This window comes from Proteus genomosp. 4 str. ATCC 51469 (assembly GCF_003144375.1).
GTDB lineage: Bacteria > Pseudomonadota > Gammaproteobacteria > Enterobacterales > Enterobacteriaceae > Proteus.
The window spans coordinates 196,701-212,657 of sequence record NZ_PENV01000002.1; the positions used below are offsets into that span (position 1 = coordinate 196,701).

Annotated in this window: 10 protein-coding genes; 3 read left to right on the top strand and 7 right to left on the bottom strand. The window is 37.6% G+C overall.

Features of this window, described 5'->3' with window-relative positions:
- Positions 1–78 precede the first annotated feature (78 nt).
- Both DK866_RS03115 and DK866_RS03120 read right to left on the bottom strand, forming a co-directional pair.
- Positions 79–1,134: a DNA polymerase beta superfamily protein gene (locus DK866_RS03115; RefSeq protein ID WP_109407697.1), complete on the bottom strand. Its 1,056-nt coding sequence runs from the start codon at positions 1,132–1,134 to the stop codon at positions 79–81.
- Complete coding sequence (locus tag DK866_RS03120; protein WP_109407698.1) at positions 1,118–1,897, bottom strand: nucleotidyltransferase domain-containing protein; 780 nt, start codon at positions 1,895–1,897, stop codon at positions 1,118–1,120. The genes DK866_RS03115 and DK866_RS03120 overlap by 17 nt, the downstream gene beginning before the upstream one ends.
- A 122-nt stretch (positions 1,898–2,019) precedes the next feature.
- Here DK866_RS03120 and DK866_RS03125 point away from each other — a divergent pair, with 122 nt between their 5' ends.
- Positions 2,020–2,442, top strand: a complete 423-nt coding sequence (locus DK866_RS03125) for a hypothetical protein (protein ID WP_109407699.1) — start codon at positions 2,020–2,022, stop codon at positions 2,440–2,442.
- A 54-nt stretch (positions 2,443–2,496) separates the two neighbouring features.
- Positions 2,497–4,881, top strand: coding sequence for a DUF4238 domain-containing protein (locus DK866_RS03130; RefSeq protein WP_109407700.1), 2,385 nt, complete (start codon positions 2,497–2,499; stop codon positions 4,879–4,881).
- A 179-nt stretch (positions 4,882–5,060) separates the two neighbouring features.
- Here the strand turns inward: DK866_RS03130 and DK866_RS03135 are convergent, their stop codons facing one another.
- The 3 genes from DK866_RS03135 to guaB all read right to left on the bottom strand — a co-directional run bounded on the left by DK866_RS03135 (position 5,061) and on the right by guaB (position 9,697).
- A complete protein-coding gene (locus tag DK866_RS03135) occupies positions 5,061–6,260 on the bottom strand; it encodes a tyrosine-type recombinase/integrase (RefSeq protein ID WP_109407701.1) in 1,200 nt (399 codons plus the stop codon).
- A 309-nt stretch (positions 6,261–6,569) separates the two neighbouring features.
- Entirely contained in the window at positions 6,570–8,147 is a 1,578-nt protein-coding gene (gene guaA, locus DK866_RS03140; RefSeq protein WP_109407702.1) for a glutamine-hydrolyzing GMP synthase, read from the bottom strand.
- An 83-nt stretch (positions 8,148–8,230) separates the two neighbouring features.
- Positions 8,231–9,697, bottom strand: a complete 1,467-nt coding sequence (gene guaB, locus DK866_RS03145; protein ID WP_109398397.1) for an IMP dehydrogenase — start codon at positions 9,695–9,697, stop codon at positions 8,231–8,233.
- Between the two features lie 169 nt (positions 9,698–9,866).
- Between guaB and xseA the strand changes: the two genes are divergently transcribed.
- Entirely contained in the window at positions 9,867–11,249 is a 1,383-nt protein-coding gene (xseA, locus tag DK866_RS03150) for an exodeoxyribonuclease VII large subunit (protein ID WP_109407703.1), read from the top strand.
- Positions 11,250–11,358: 109 nt separating this feature from the next.
- Here the strand turns inward: xseA and DK866_RS03155 are convergent, their stop codons facing one another.
- Positions 11,359–13,602, bottom strand: coding sequence for a TonB-dependent receptor (locus DK866_RS03155; protein ID WP_109407704.1), 2,244 nt, complete (start codon positions 13,600–13,602; stop codon positions 11,359–11,361).
- Positions 13,603–13,770: 168 nt separating this feature from the next.
- A complete protein-coding gene (locus DK866_RS03160; protein ID WP_109407705.1) occupies positions 13,771–15,939 on the bottom strand; it encodes a S9 family peptidase in 2,169 nt (722 codons plus the stop codon).
- Between the last annotated feature and the right edge of the window lie 18 nt (positions 15,940–15,957).

Genomic DNA, 15,957 nt, shown 5'->3' on the forward strand with positions numbered 1-15,957 from the left:
TTTATAACTAAATTATTAATAAATAGCATATCCCTTACGTTATGTAAGGGATATTAAATTCTAAATTAATTTATTCATCTATAGTTTATAAAGTTCTTTTCTGATATTTATCAGCGCTAATTCTGCTGATTGGTAATTAATTTCTTCTGGTAAACAACTTAATTTAAATGCGTTTTGAATATCTCTTATCAGAATTTTGCTACGCAGTAATAATTCATCATAACTAAATTGACCTGCTTTAATTGCTAATAGTTCATCTCTATTATCACGCCAAACTTTTACTTTACTTTCTTGTGCAATCCCTAATGCAACATACAACAATCTAAATGTATGCATCATATTTTTGCTATCGTAACTTCGCCCGTGATCAATATTTTGCTGGTAACGTGCATCATTACGTTGTTCAACCCACTGCCAGTAATCATGATATTGCTTACGGTATGCGCTATACCCTTCCTTATTAAAACTCAGGTAACCTTGCACTTTAGCTTCTTTAGGAATACTGCTTAACAATACATCATTGGCATTCTCTTTTTTAATGATCCCCTGAAAAAGAGAAGTATCATCATAATACATCGCATATAAATCTTGAGCATGAGCTAATTTAGCTAACCCTAGTTGCTCTTGTTTCCAGTGGCGACTATCTAACCAAGAATTAACTTGTATCGTTTTTCCATCTTCAATCACATAACAAAAATCTAGAATAGTCTTTAATTGCTTTTCGACTGGATTGACGATCTTTTTATTTAATCCTTGAGATTTCTTGATTTGTCCTTCCGCGTAATGAACAAATGTTTGAATGCAGGTTTTAGATAAAAACCACTCCGGCTTTATTAATGACATTAATGGGTGTCGATAAATAACGACTTGTTCTGGTGAATTCAATAATTCTAAAATATTTGGATTCGAAGCACATAACAATTCAATAAATCGGCCAAGCTCATAATAAACTATATCATTGGTTTTATTGCTAACTTGTGGTGTGTACTCCAATCCGTAGAAAAGATCTTTAGGGAGATAAAACACACCTTTAATATCTGTATCAGATGTTTCTGTCGCAAGATTATGTGAACGGCTTCCCGCAATGCTTTCAAATAAAAGGTAAGGCTTTATATCTTCAATTGTCAGTTTCATCTAATTTTTTCCTAAACCAATTATTTAAAACATCATTATCTGGTATTTCTCGCTTTGCTAATTGCACATCTGTTTCTTGCCATAAAAAAAAGATTAGATGTTGCATTGTTTCCGTTGGTACCCAAGTAAAATACTCATCTTTATCTGATTTAAATTCTACTAATTCGTGGATAATTTTTTGTTCTTCAACAGATAAGATTTTTATCAATTTATTTAGCTCCATAGGTGGGATATCACCTGTTTTTACTGTCCAATAAGCCGACAGCAGAGAGCGTAATAGATAGAACCATTTTTTTAATTTTATAGGTTTTGCATCAGCTTCATTTCTTGTTTTATCTTCTGGAAAATAGTCACTCACAACTTTAGCTATCCCTCTATAATGATGAACAATTACTTTTGGCTGGTAATAGAGCTTTGCCAGTTCAAACAACTCTTTTTGAACATTAGGATATTGTTGATAAATTATTGGTGATTGAAGCCATTCTAATAATATACAGTTCGATTTCCGTAATAAGTGTAGTGCTTTGGTAATATCCCAAGCGCCTACATCAAACCAGCTATTTTCTATCCATTCGAAAGTCTCTTTAGGTTTATCGATAGAAAGATAAGCATTACGCGGCCGTATAAAAATACCTCGTACATCGTAATCACTATTTGTTGAGGCAAATCCCCAAGCTCGACTTCCACTTTCTGCAACATAAAGTAATTTAACTTGATGCTCTTGTTCTATTTGCGGTAATTTTTTTAATATCTCATTATGCATGATGTCCTTATCTCCTTATTTTTGACTTTTTTCACTAATTTACATCTCAACGCTAATATTCTATGGTTATAACACAGACATAAGCCAATACAAAAATAGCTAACCCTGAGCGTTTAAATGCTATGTCAGGTGATAATCTCATAGATGAGTATTTTTATTATTATCTTAGTGACAAAACAATAGATTACGCTCAATCACTTACATGTTTTGAGCATATCCAAAATACATTTTCTGAGTCAATTATCGTTGATGAAAAAACATGTGAGGAAATAATTAGTATTGTTGATAATATGACAAATGCAGGAGTTTTTTTAGGGCCTAATGATATAGATAAAATACGCAATATTGCTAGAAAAATGGTTGACTCAAGACTTACTGATAATAAAAAAAGAATGTTAGCTCTAAAAATGTATGGTTTTAGCCAATATGAGATAGCTCAAAATATGATGAAACACATAGGAAAAGAGATGACCCATCAAGCAGTGTCTAAAGCTCTGAGCACAGTTTCCTCTGAGTTTAGTCTTAAAAGAAAATCAATAAACTAACTCATTAATATACTATATCTCCAATGTATTAAAAAACTAAGAACTGATACAAAGATGGCGAGAACAACTAAAAATAATCATTATATTCCTCAATGGCATCAAAAAGGTTTCATGAGTGAACGTGATAACCAACTATGCCATTTGGCACGCAAAGAAATTCCCTTGCCAAATGGTAAGTCTAAAGTTACTCAAAATGTTAAGTGGTATACTGCTGCTCAGCAATTTTATGAAGCACATCTATATTCAACATTTTTAGGTAACCTTGCAAATGATGAAATAGAAAAGAAACTTTTTGGCCCTATTGATGATAATGGCTCCAAAGCTGTTCGAGCCTTTCTAACTGACAGTCAAGAAAAGTGGCACCAAAATTTTAAAGCTTTTTTTACTTATTTAGACGCTCAGAAACTTCGCACACCTAAAGGCTTAGATTGGATTCGAAGTAAATATCCTGAACTCGATCAGCTCCAGCTAATGATTGAAATGCAGTCATTACGTACCATGCATTTCACCTTATGGGCTGAAGGAGTTCGAGAGCTCGTATCAGCTGAAAATTCAGACATTAAATTTATAGTTTCAGACCATCCTGTAACTGTTTACAATTATGCCTGCCCTCCTGACTCTGAGCTTTGTAAATACCCTAATGATCCCGATATTGCCCTAAAAGGGTCTCAAACGATCTTTCCTTTAGATAAAAATCGATGCTTAATTTTGTCAAATATTGAGTACGCCTTAAATCCAGAAAATACGAACCCACTTGAACAACGAACAAATGCTACCCGTATGCGCCGAAGCATGGTTAATACAATTGAGTTTATCAATAATCGTATCTTAACAGAGGATGATGTTAATAAAATCAACTATATAATTAAGAGTAGAGCTAAAGCTACAGTTGCTGCTGGCAAAGAGGAGTGGTTATTTCCTGAAAATGATGTGGATTGTAATTGGGAAGAGTTAAGACATGTCTTATTACCTCAACCAAATATGTTATACCGGTACAGTGGAGAAATATATGCGCGATTTGAAGACGGCACTATCCACTATCAGGACATGCTTGGGCGCACAACTCCTCCTGCTAAATATCTTAATAAGGATATAAATGAAACTAGATTAGGTCGAAACGAACCATGCGGCTGCGGTAGCGCTATGAAATACAAGAACTGTTGCCGAGATATTCCTCTTGATTTGCGTACAACATGGAGTGTTATGAGTATCCGGGAAAGAAATATAGCATTCTGTAATTGTATTCGTGATGTTCTTGGACTTAACAGAGACAAAACTTGGTTGGACGTCAGGAGAGAATTATCTAAAGAGCATATAACAGAAATTTATGGTTTCTATTCAACCTTATGGCCACGTGAAACAGATATTTACGCACTTTTGCCTAAGCCAGATGGAAAGTTTCGAGGTCTGTATACAGGCCCAATAGATGCTAGGACAATTAGCGCTAATGCGCTACCAATGGCTTCCCTATTTGATGATTTTTTAATTGAAACTCCAATCATCAATCCAAATAACATTAATCCAGAATTTAGCCCTCTTGAGTCGCCGTCAAGATATAAGTACCAAGCTCTAAAAGATTTCATGTTTATGCTACAAATGGAGCCATTTATTAGGCTTGGTTTGATTAACTTAATCCCAGACCCTAGTGAATTTGATATGCCTCTTATGAGAGGCATGATGGAAATGGCAAAAGAACGTAGCTTGAAACAACAAATTCTTACTAATCAAGATCAACATTTACTGACCTCTATATCTATTGAGGATTTACTAAATTCCACTGCAATAATGCCAAGAGAGGCTAGAATTCAGTTACTAATACATGAATTTGGTTTAGATGAGGTGGAAGCCACTAACACAATCGATGAGCTAGAAAGCCAAGCTGAAATATCTCCACTGATGTTATTACAGAAAACGGGATACAAAGATAGCGGCCAGTTCCTACAGTTTAGAATGGCACCAAATTATGAAATGTCGTTACTAATAGCTCAGGCGACTGGATCTGTATTAGTCACGGACAGTAGCTCAAGATGGCAAGAGTTAATGTCTGCACAGCATAGAGTACATGGAATTGCTTCTTTCCCATGGAGTGAAGTATTTGATACCTATAAAGTTTTTCCAATTGATGAACGCTTTTTAGAAACATTTCAAAAATCCCAAAGCTATTTTGCTAATGCTAGAAATTATTTAAAAGCTGCTGATAAAATGGTAATAAGCAACAACCGCAATATTTATCAACGTTCTCAATTAACCGAACAAATTTCTAACTTTATGCAATTACTGAAGCAAACAAGTAAACCGTTGAGACTTGAATCTTTGAAAATTGCGAGCCCTGAAGGTGGTTTTTATGATGTCAACGTACAGCGCTTACTTGCCCTCTCGAGTTGCTTAAAATATGAACATCAAGTTAGGTCGGTTTATGGAATAGCCCTCCACTATTAAATGTGAACAATCAACAATGCATTCTATTTATTGCCTCCGTAAAACGCCATACAAGCAAATTCGAACTATTTGTAAGTCTAGCAATTGTTCAAATTACTCTACAACGGTTAAATTACCTAGAGTTATAGCTGGCAATCCATCACTTATTATAATCGTCTTTTTAACACACCTATAAATGGTTATTTTCGAATATCTAAAGTGCACCCATCTATCATATCAGCCCAATCCTGCAACATAGCGGTGCGCTGCTCACGGTACTCTGCCTTATTGTACACTGCCCTAACCCCTTTCTGTTCATGCGCCAGACACTTCTCTATCCAATCTGTGTTATAGTCAGCTTCATGCAACAATGTACTCGCTGTTCTGCGTAAATCGTGAGGTCCAAATTTAGCAAGGTCGTGCCCGTCTTTTTGTGCGGCTTTATAGGTGAGATCCAGTACCCGATTCATTGTTGCGCTACTCATTGGCGCATCTGAATCATAGCGCGATGGTAGAATAAAATCAGAACCGCCTGCAAAGGTTTTTAAGGCAACTAAAATATCCATCACCTGACGTGACAGGAAAACCAAATGCGGATTACGACGTTTCATTCGCTCTTTTGGGATTGTCCAAATTGCTTCACTGAAATTAATTTCACTCCAGGTGGCATTCGTTAACTCACTTTTACGTACCATTGTTAACAATAACAGTTTTACAGCTACCCGAATTGAGGGCGTTGTCCCAACCTTCTCAAGATTGCGGTACATCAAACCAATTTCACCTGCCGTTAACGAGCGATCTCTGGGTTCAAATTTAGCAATACTTGCAGGCCTCACTAAATCTGCTGGATTTTCTACCTTCTGGCCTCGTTCAATCGCCCAGCGATAAACCTGAAGTACGATTTCTCGTGCATGAACCCCAGTCGCTGGTGCACCACGTTCAACAATAGTGTCAGTGATCGCCCGTAAGTCTTCGTGTGTGATTTCATTTAACTTTTGGTTGCCAAATTTTCCCTTGAGTTCTCTGGTATAAACTGATCGCCGCATATCCCGTGTAGAATCTGCCATCTGATAGCCACGAAGCCACTTTTCAGCCCATGCACCAAATGTTTCAGCACCTTTAATTCTCGCTTTATCTCTGGCTTTTTCTTTAGCTGGGGACTTACCATCTGTCACCATTCTTTTAGCTTCCCCTAGCCGCTCTCTGGCTTCAGCTAAAGTAATCCCTCCAATACCATAACGACCAAAAGTTACCGTTTCCTGTCTGCCATTAATAGCGTAATTATAACGAAAAGAGACAGAGCCAGCAGGCATTACAGCGACATACAGCCCATCTCTGTCATTCACTTTATAGAGCTTTTCTTTCGGTTTTAAATTTCTCAGTTTGGTATCAGTCAGCATTCATTTTCATCCTTTTTTAACGTTTCGATACCATATAAAACAACCGTAGGAAACTATGATTCAATTCCTTTAAAAACAAACAATTACTTATTTTTAATACCATGAGAGGATCAAAAACTATCGCATGGTATCAGTCAGTGTTCATGGCATCTGCATGCGATAATACCAACTTTAATACCCCATTCAACTTGTGCTTGACGCTGCTAATCAGTGCCAGATACAACAAGCCATAAAAACAAAAAAGCCCACTTTTACATGGGCTTAAGTCATTATTTTGCCAGTCAGTGCCAGCTGATTCTTATTGGGGGATTATTCCCACTCAATTGTTGCTGGTGGCTTACCGCTAATATCATAAACAACACGGGAAATTCCGCCTACTTCATTGATAATGCGGTTAGAAACACGACCTAAGAAGTCATACGGCAAATGTGCCCAATGCGCAGTCATAAAGTCCACAGTTTCAACTGCACGTAATGAAACAACCCAGTCATATTTACGACCATCACCCATAACACCGACTGAACGCACAGGTAAGAATACGGTAAATGCTTGGCTTACTTTGTTATATAAGTCAGCTTTATGTAGTTCTTCAATAAAGATAGCATCAGCACGGCGTAATAAATCACAGTACTCTTTTTTGATCTCACCTAAAACACGAACCCCTAAACCAGGGCCTGGGAATGGATGACGATAAAGCATATCGTAAGGTAAACCTAACTCTAGGCCAATTTTACGCACTTCATCTTTAAACAGCTCTTTTAATGGTTCAACTAAACCCAGTTTCATGTCATCAGGTAAACCACCCACATTATGGTGTGATTTAATCACATGGGCTTTACCTGTTGCTGATGCGGCTGATTCAATTACATCTGGGTAAATAGTGCCTTGTGCTAACCATTTAACTTGTGGCTGTTTAAGTGCTTCTTCATCGAAAATTTCAATAAAAGAATGACCAATGATTTTACGTTTTTTCTCTGGATCGTTTTCGCCTTTCAGTGCAGTTAAGAAACGTTCTTCCGCTTCAACATGGATAATATTTAGGTCAAATTTACCTTTAAACATTTCCATGACTTGCTCTGCTTCATTTAGACGCAATAAGCCGTTATCAACAAATACGCAGGTTAAACGCTTACCAATTGCACGGTTTAACAATAATGCAGTTACTGATGAGTCAACACCGCCTGATAACGCTAAAATAACGTGATCATCACCAATTTGCTCTTTTAAACGAGCAACTGTGTCTTCAATAATTGCGGCAGAAGTCCACAACGCATCACAACCACAGATATCCAAAACAAAACGTTTTAAAATCGCTAAACCTTGGTGAGTATGTGTTACTTCTGGATGGAATTGAACGCCATAGAAGCGTTTTTCTTCATTGGCCATAATAGCAAACGGGCAGGTTTCAGTGCTTGCTACTGTGATAAAATCTGAAGGGATAGCGGTTACTTTGTCGCCATGGCTCATCCATACATCTAATAATGGTTTGCCATCTTCACTTACTGAATCTTGAATATCGCGGAATAACGCACAAGTCTCACGAATTTCAACTTGTGAATAACCAAATTCACGCTCACCAGAAACTTCGACATCGCCACCTAATTGCATCGACATCGTTTGCATGCCATAGCAAATACCTAATACAGGAACGCCGGCATTAAATACGTATTCTGGTGCACGAGGGCTGTTATCTTCTGTCGTACTTTCAGGACCACCAGACAAAATAATACCATTAGGATTAAATTCACGAATTTGCTCTTCGGTTACATCCCATGCCCAGAGTTCACAATAAACACCGATTTCACGAATACGACGAGCAATAAGCTGCGTATACTGTGAACCGAAATCAAGGATAAGAATGCGATGATTATGGATATTTGCTGTCATTTGTGGTGAATTCCAAAACAGATAAAGTCATAAAGTTGAAAGGCTTGCTCTGTATTATTACCACAAGCCTTTCTCGGAATAAATTACATACCTAAGCGATAATTAGGTGATTCTTTTGTGATAGTAACATCATGAACATGGCTTTCCTGAATACCCGCACCACTGATGCGAACAAATTCAGCTTTAGTATTTAATTCTTTAATAGTTGCGCAACCTGTTAAGCCCATGCATGAACGTAAACCACCCATTTGTTGGTGAACGATGGTTTTCAATAAGCCTTTATAAGCAACACGGCCTTCAATACCTTCTGGTACTAATTTGTCTGCGGCATTATCAGTTTGGAAATAACGGTCTGATGAACCTTTAGACATTGCACCTAATGAACCCATACCACGGTATGATTTATAAGAGCGACCTTGGAACAGTTCAATTTCACCTGGGGATTCTTCCGTACCTGCAAACATTGAACCAACCATAACGCAAGCCGCGCCCGCTGCTAATGCTTTCGCAATATCACCAGAGAAACGAATACCGCCATCAGCAATAACAGGAATATTGCGATCTTTTAGTGCTTCTACCGCATCTGCAATAGCGGTAATTTGCGGTACACCAACGCCTGTTACGATACGTGTTGTACAAATTGAGCCTGGGCCGATACCTACTTTAACCGCGCTTACACCAGCATCCGCTAATGCTAAAGCACCTTCTGCGGTTGCAACATTACCACCAATAATAGGTAAGTTAGGATATAAAGCACGAGTATCACGAATACGTTGTAGTACGCCTTCAGAATGACCGTGAGAAGAGTCAATAAGTAAAACATCAACGCCAGCAGCAACTAATGCAGCCACGCGCTCTTCATTACCAGCACCCGCACCAACAGCAGCACCAACACGTAAACGACCATGTTCGTCTTTACAAGCATTAGGTTTGCGTTCTGCTTTTTTGAAGTCTTTTACTGTGATCATACCTTTCAGGTGGAAGTGGTTATCAACCACTAGCGCTTTTTCTACACGTTTTTCATGCATTTTTTGCATAACGATATCGCGTGCTTCACCTTCTTGTACTGTCACTAAGCGTTCTTTAGGTGTCATTACCGCAGTAACAGGTTGGTCTAAATCAGTCACAAAACGAACATCACGGCCGGTAATAATACCAACTAATTCGTTATCATTAGTCACAACAGGATAACCCGCAAAGCCATTGCGTTCAGTCATTGCTTGAACTTCACGTAAAGAAGTTTCTGGTGTTACGGTGATAGGATCAGTGACAACACCACTTTCATGTTTTTTCACGCGGCGAACTTCTTCAGCTTGGCGTTCAATAGACATGTTTTTGTGGATAAAACCAATTCCACCTTCTTGAGCTAATGCGATAGCTAAAGGCGCTTCAGTCACAGTATCCATTGCAGCAGAAAGCATAGGAACATTTAGGCGGATTGTTTCAGTCAGTTGAGTAGACAAGTCGGCAGTATTAGGAAGAACAGTGGAGTGTGCAGGAACTAACAAAACATCATCAAATGTAAGTGCTTCTTTTTTAATTCGTAACATAGCAATATCTCACCAAGGCGGCTTTTAGGAAATAGAAAATATTGCCGCGGAATTATACACACCGTAATCGGTTGCTTCTAGCTTTTTTTCAAAATTTTTATTGATCCTGCCGCAAACTTAGGTAGTATCAATCAATTAAGTCTTTGTTTTAAAATTTGATCTGGCTCACATGACACTACCAATAAACAATAATATTTTTACTGTTAGCCGTCTAAATAAGACCGTTCGCCAATTATTAGAAATGGAAATGGGTCGCATTTGGATCAGCGCTGAAATTTCCAATTTTACTCAACCCTCTTCTGGTCACTGGTATTTTACGTTAAAAGATACTAACGCCCAAATCAGAGCTGCGATGTTTCGTGGACAAAATAGCAAAGTCACTTTCCGTCCTCAACACGGTCAGCAAGTCTTAGTGCGAGCAACAATCACATTGTATGAGCCACGAGGTGATTACCAATTGATTGTTGAGAGTATGCAACCTGCTGGTGACGGGCTTTTACAACAACAGTTTGAGCTATTAAAACAAAAACTCAGTGCAGAAGGTTTATTTGATGCTATTCATAAAAATCCCCTGCCATCACCTGCAAAACAAATTGGTGTTATCACTTCATCAACAGGCGCTGCACTACACGACATTTTAAATATTCTTCGTCGTCGTGATCCCTCTTTACCCGTACTTATCTATCCAACTGCCGTTCAAGGCGCTGAAGCACCTATGCAAATTGTTCGTGCTATTGAACTTGCTAACCGCCGTAAAGAGTGTGACGTCTTAATTGTTGGCCGTGGCGGTGGTTCATTAGAAGATCTCTGGGCTTTTAATGATGAACGCGTTGCCCGTGCTATTTTTGCCAGTGAAATTCCTATTGTAAGTGCGGTTGGTCATGAAACTGATGTAACCATAGCTGATTTTATTGCTGACCTTAGGGCGCCAACACCTTCTGCAGCAGCAGAACTAATCAGCCGTAACAAGCTTGAGCTATTGCGCCAATTGCAATCACAACAACAACGCCTTGAAATGGCAATGGATTACTACTTAGCAAAAAAATTACGCTCAATAACACAACTTCATCACCGTTTACAGCAACAGCATCCTCATTTACGCCTTGCTCGTCAGCAAAATGCATTGGCTTCAACACAACAGCGTTTAGTTTCTAGTTTTCAGCGATTATTACAAGCCAAACAACATCAACAAACACAACTACAAAAACGCCTTAATTACCAAGAACCTAGTTCCCAAATTCAAACATTACTTCGTCAACAACAGCTGCTGATTTACCGTATGCGAGAAAGTATTGCACAACAGCTATCTCGTCAACGTGAACAGTTCGCTATTAGTTGTTCTCGTTTAGAAAGTGTGAGTCCTCTCGCAACACTTTCTCGCGGTTACAGTATTAGCGAAACAGAGTCTGGAGAAGTTCTGAAAAACACCAAACAAGTGAAAGTGGGCGATCCATTAAAAACACGTGTTGAAGATGGTTGGATCACCAGTGAAGTGGTAAAAACACAAAAGATAAGAGCAAAACGCAAAGCAACTGCTAAAAATAACGATTAGGTCAGATCAAGTAATTTAAGATTTATATAAATACAAAAGAAAACGGCATCAAAATAATATTGGTGCCGTTTTTTTATTATTTATATTTTAAAATAATCATTACGTTATATTAAAAACGCACCTCTCCTGCAAAAAGGTAGCTTCGTCCTCGAGCAGTTTGAGTATTACTTCCTGGATCTTGCATCATTGGTGCTGAATTACTTCTATCAAGCGCATTAGAATAGTTTTTATTCATTAAATTATGCACCGCAAATTTCAAAGAAATATTTTTATTAATTTTATAGTTACTATAAAGATCAATAACCGTTGGGATATTATCTTGTTGCACCATAGGGACTTTGCCCGTATCAGAATCAACACCTTCAGGTGAAGATTTACGCGATTTTCCTGTGATTTGGATCACAGTACCTAATTCTAATGACTGGTCATCAAAGAAGCGAACACCTGTATCAATAGAGGCATAATATTTAGGTAACTCAGAGGCAGGTGTTTGCCCAAAATCAGTACTGGCAATCGAAGTCGGTTGAGATGTGCGCTGATCGCTATAAGAAAGGTTTGTGTAAAATACCCCTGCATCATAATTTGCTTGAAGTTCATAACCACGTAAAGTTACAGGCTCAAGGCTATTGGTATAGAGGAAAATATTGCCATCATATTCAATTCCCGCGTAATCCTCAGTCGTTAAAGAGCCGTCATTTTTACAACGCACACCACCTTTACAAACAAAATAAGAATCACTAGAGATGTAATCTTTAATTTTTGTGTGATACCACAATCCTTTAAATCGTAAACTGTCACCTTCAATAATTAAATCTGGGCGATAGCTATTAAAACCAATTTGAACGGTATCGGCCTTTTCACTTTTCAAAAATGGATTCATTGAAGCACCACCTTCATTAGCAAAGAAGATCTCTTGTGAGGTAGGTGCTCTCATTGTTTGTGCATAGCTAACAAACGGCTGAAATTCAGGAATAATTTCAGCGGAAAGTAGCATTCCCGGCTCCCAATTTCTATCATGACGATTAACATTCATTTCACCTTCAGGGAAGCAAGCAGCGGTTGGATCACAAGCAGGTTTACGCCCTTTAATATGATAATCCACATAATTTAAATTTAGATCGAGAGTATAAATATCGTATTCAAATTTCATTTGTGAAAAGAAACTGGTTAAATCATTTTTTCCTTGAGGTGCAAAGGAGTTATATTCAACCATATTTTGTGATTGCCTCGGATCAGTAGAAGGCGCGATAACACTACGTTTGTATTCTGTTGACATTAATTTAGAGCCAAGCGTTAATGCCATATCTAATTCACCATAATTAAAGCGACTGGTATTTTTCGCCACTAATGAATCAGATATATTTTTGGCATTTGCTTCTCGTAAACTCACAAGAGAATCACCCTCAAATTTTTGTGATGCTTGGCTGTGACTAAGCAGAACTTCACTATCAAATAAATCATTTAATGGTGTATAGCGATATTTTGCATAATAATCTTTGGCATCAATTTTGCGACGATTAAAATCGTTGTTATAAAAACGACCACTTAATTCTAGTTCATGAGAATCATTGGGTTTAATATTTATTTTAGTCAGTTCTGAGTGGGGTCTTTGATTAAATTCTTTACTTGTCGCAAATTCTTCACTATTAAAACCTGCGCCATTTTTATAAGACGACTCTATTTTATGCCCGCTTAACGCAAGCATTGCACCAACAGTACCATTATCATTAAATAATGAGCGTTGTCCGGCAAAGGCAACCATGCCGTTATAACCTAAACCATTTGTACCACCAGCGGCTTTACTTCTTACTCCCCATGAATTCCCTTCAAATAAAATATCCTCGACACCAATTGTTTTAAAATTAGCGCTACCTGCTAAAGCATTGATGCTATTTTCACCATCTTGTTGACCGCGAGAAATATCAATTTTAATAATAAAATTCGGATCAATCATCGTATTAAATTGATTATAAGGTTGTGCACCATGAGCATATTGACTAGGTGATGTGCTATACATCGTTTGTGTGACACCATCCACCATCATATTAACGCGACCAAAACCACTAAGCCCGCGAATATTGACACTAACACCAGGTTGGCTTACATCCATTTGAGTATACGTACCTGGCGTTGAGCGTAATGTTTGTTCAACTGATTCGAGATTATTAATTTCACCAATAGAGCTATAAGCACCCGGTTTTCCCAATGCTTTTTGTTCTGGTGTTTCTTTTTGTGCTGATGAGACTTTTAAACTACTAAATTGAACTGCTTTATCTGTTTCAGATGCGATGACAAGATGATTAACACCCGAAAATAATATAAGAGTGCTAAGTATTTTCCTTGTAAATTTCATAATAAACCTATTCTTTATTTTTATTTAAATAGGCTCACTTTGCTTTATATAAAAAACAAAAAATAAGAAATAATATTATTATTGTTATATCAACTTAAATAATAGCACTGTCTCTCTTAAAGAGAGACAGGCTAATTTTATTAAATTTATTTGTTATTACATACTAATCTAGTTAATATTTTGAGCTTTAAAATAAACTTTCGGTTGTTCTAACATCAGAATAAAAGCATATTCTTTTGCAGTATCACGTAAACGATTAAAACGTCCTGATTTACCGCCGTGTCCTGCACTCATATTAGTATCAAGTAATAATAGATTATTATCTGTTTTTAATTCACGTAATTTAGCAACCCACTTTGCAGGCTCCCAATATTGTACTTGTGAATCATGTAATCCTGTAGTGACTAATAAATGAGGATAAGCCTTAGCAACAACATTATCGTATGGGCTATATGATTTTAAGCGGAAATAAACGTCTTTATCGGCAGGATTTCCCCACTCTTCATATTCCCCTGTCGTTAATGGAATTGAAGCATCGAGCATTGTTGTCACAACGTCAACAAATGGAACTTGAGATACAACACCACGGTATAATTCTGGTGCCATATTCACAACAGCGCCCATTAATAAACCGCCGGCACTGCCACCCATTGCGTAAACATGTTTAGGTGCTCCATAACCTTCGGCAATTAGATATTTAGTGGCATCAATAAAGTCAGTAAAAGTATTAACTTTATGTTCCATTTTGCCTTGGTTGTACCAACGTTTACCTAATTCACCACCACCACGTACGTGAACAATCGCATAGACAAAACCTCTATCTAACAAACTTAAACGAGGTGAGCTAAATGATGGATCAATACTACTACCGTAAGAGCCATAACCATAAATTAAGATAGGATTTTCGCCTTTCTTAAATAAGTCTTTGCGATAAACCAATGATGCGGGAACTTCAACACCATCTTGTGCTTTTACCCAAATGCGCTCACTTTCATACAAATCACGTTCAAAGCCTTTCACTTCTTGTTGTTTAAGCAGTTGCTTTTGATGTGTTTGCATATTCCATTGATAAGTTGAAGATGGTGTTGTCATGGATGTATAACCAAAGCGAAGCTCTTCACTATCTGCTTGAGGGTTAAATCCTAACCATGCCATATAAACGGGATCGTCAAACGTGACATTAGTTGATTGACCTGTTTTCCAATCAATTTGGCGTAATGATACTAAGCCTTGTTTTCTTTCTTCCACAACCAACCAGCGATTAAACAGATCAAAACCTTCTAAATCGACATCTTTTTGTGGCGCAATGACGGTTTTCCAAGGTTTATCGATTGATGCTGTTTTATAAAGACCAAACAATTCACTCTCATGATTCGAACGAATATAAAATTCACCATTAAAATGGTCGATATCATATTCGCGCCCTTCTTGACGTGCAGAGAAAATAACCATCGGTTTTTCTGGTGCATTTGCATCAATTAAGCGAGACTCTGAGGTTGTTGAGCTTTCAATAGAGACAAGAATGTAATCTTCAGATTTGCTTTTACCCATCCATGTATAAAAGCGATCGTCGTTTTCTTCAAAGATTTTGACGTCTTGTTTGCGATCAGTGCCATATTGATGGCGATAAATTTGATAAGGTAGTAGCGTTTGCGGATCTTTATCAACATAAAATAGTGTTTTGCTATCATTTGCCCACACTAAGTTTGCTGAGATATTAGTCAACACATTCTCTTTCCATGTGTTATCTGACAAATCTTTATAGGCAACATTATAGTTTCTGCGCCCTTCTTTATCTTCAGCAATCGCTATACGTTTGTTATCTGGGCTGATAGTCAGATCACCTAATTGATAAAACTCATGCCCTTTAGCACGTTCGTTTCCATCAACCAGAACTTCCCATTCACTCTCGCTATTAACTGGCTTACGCTGATAAATAGGGAAATCTTTACCTTCTTGGTAAATAGTACGATAAGTATAGCCATTATAAATGTAAGGCACTGACTCATCATTTTGAGCCATGCGGCTCACCATTTCATTAAAGAGTGTTTCTTCTAATGCCTTACCTTCTTTCATTACAGATTCGGTATAGGCGTTTTCAGCATTAAGATAATCAAGCACTTTAGGATCTTTGCGTGAATCATCTCTTAGCCAATAATAATTATCGGTACGTGCATCGCCATGTTCTGTCATCACATGAGGCACTTTATTCGCTTTTGGTGGCATCACTAGGGAGTCCTTTTGATTTTGAGCCAATGCAGGTGTTGTTGAAATTAACAAAGCCATGATCGCACTCGTTAATTGCAACGTCATCCGTTTTTTTGTTGCGACTAGCATAACGTTTTATTTCCTTTT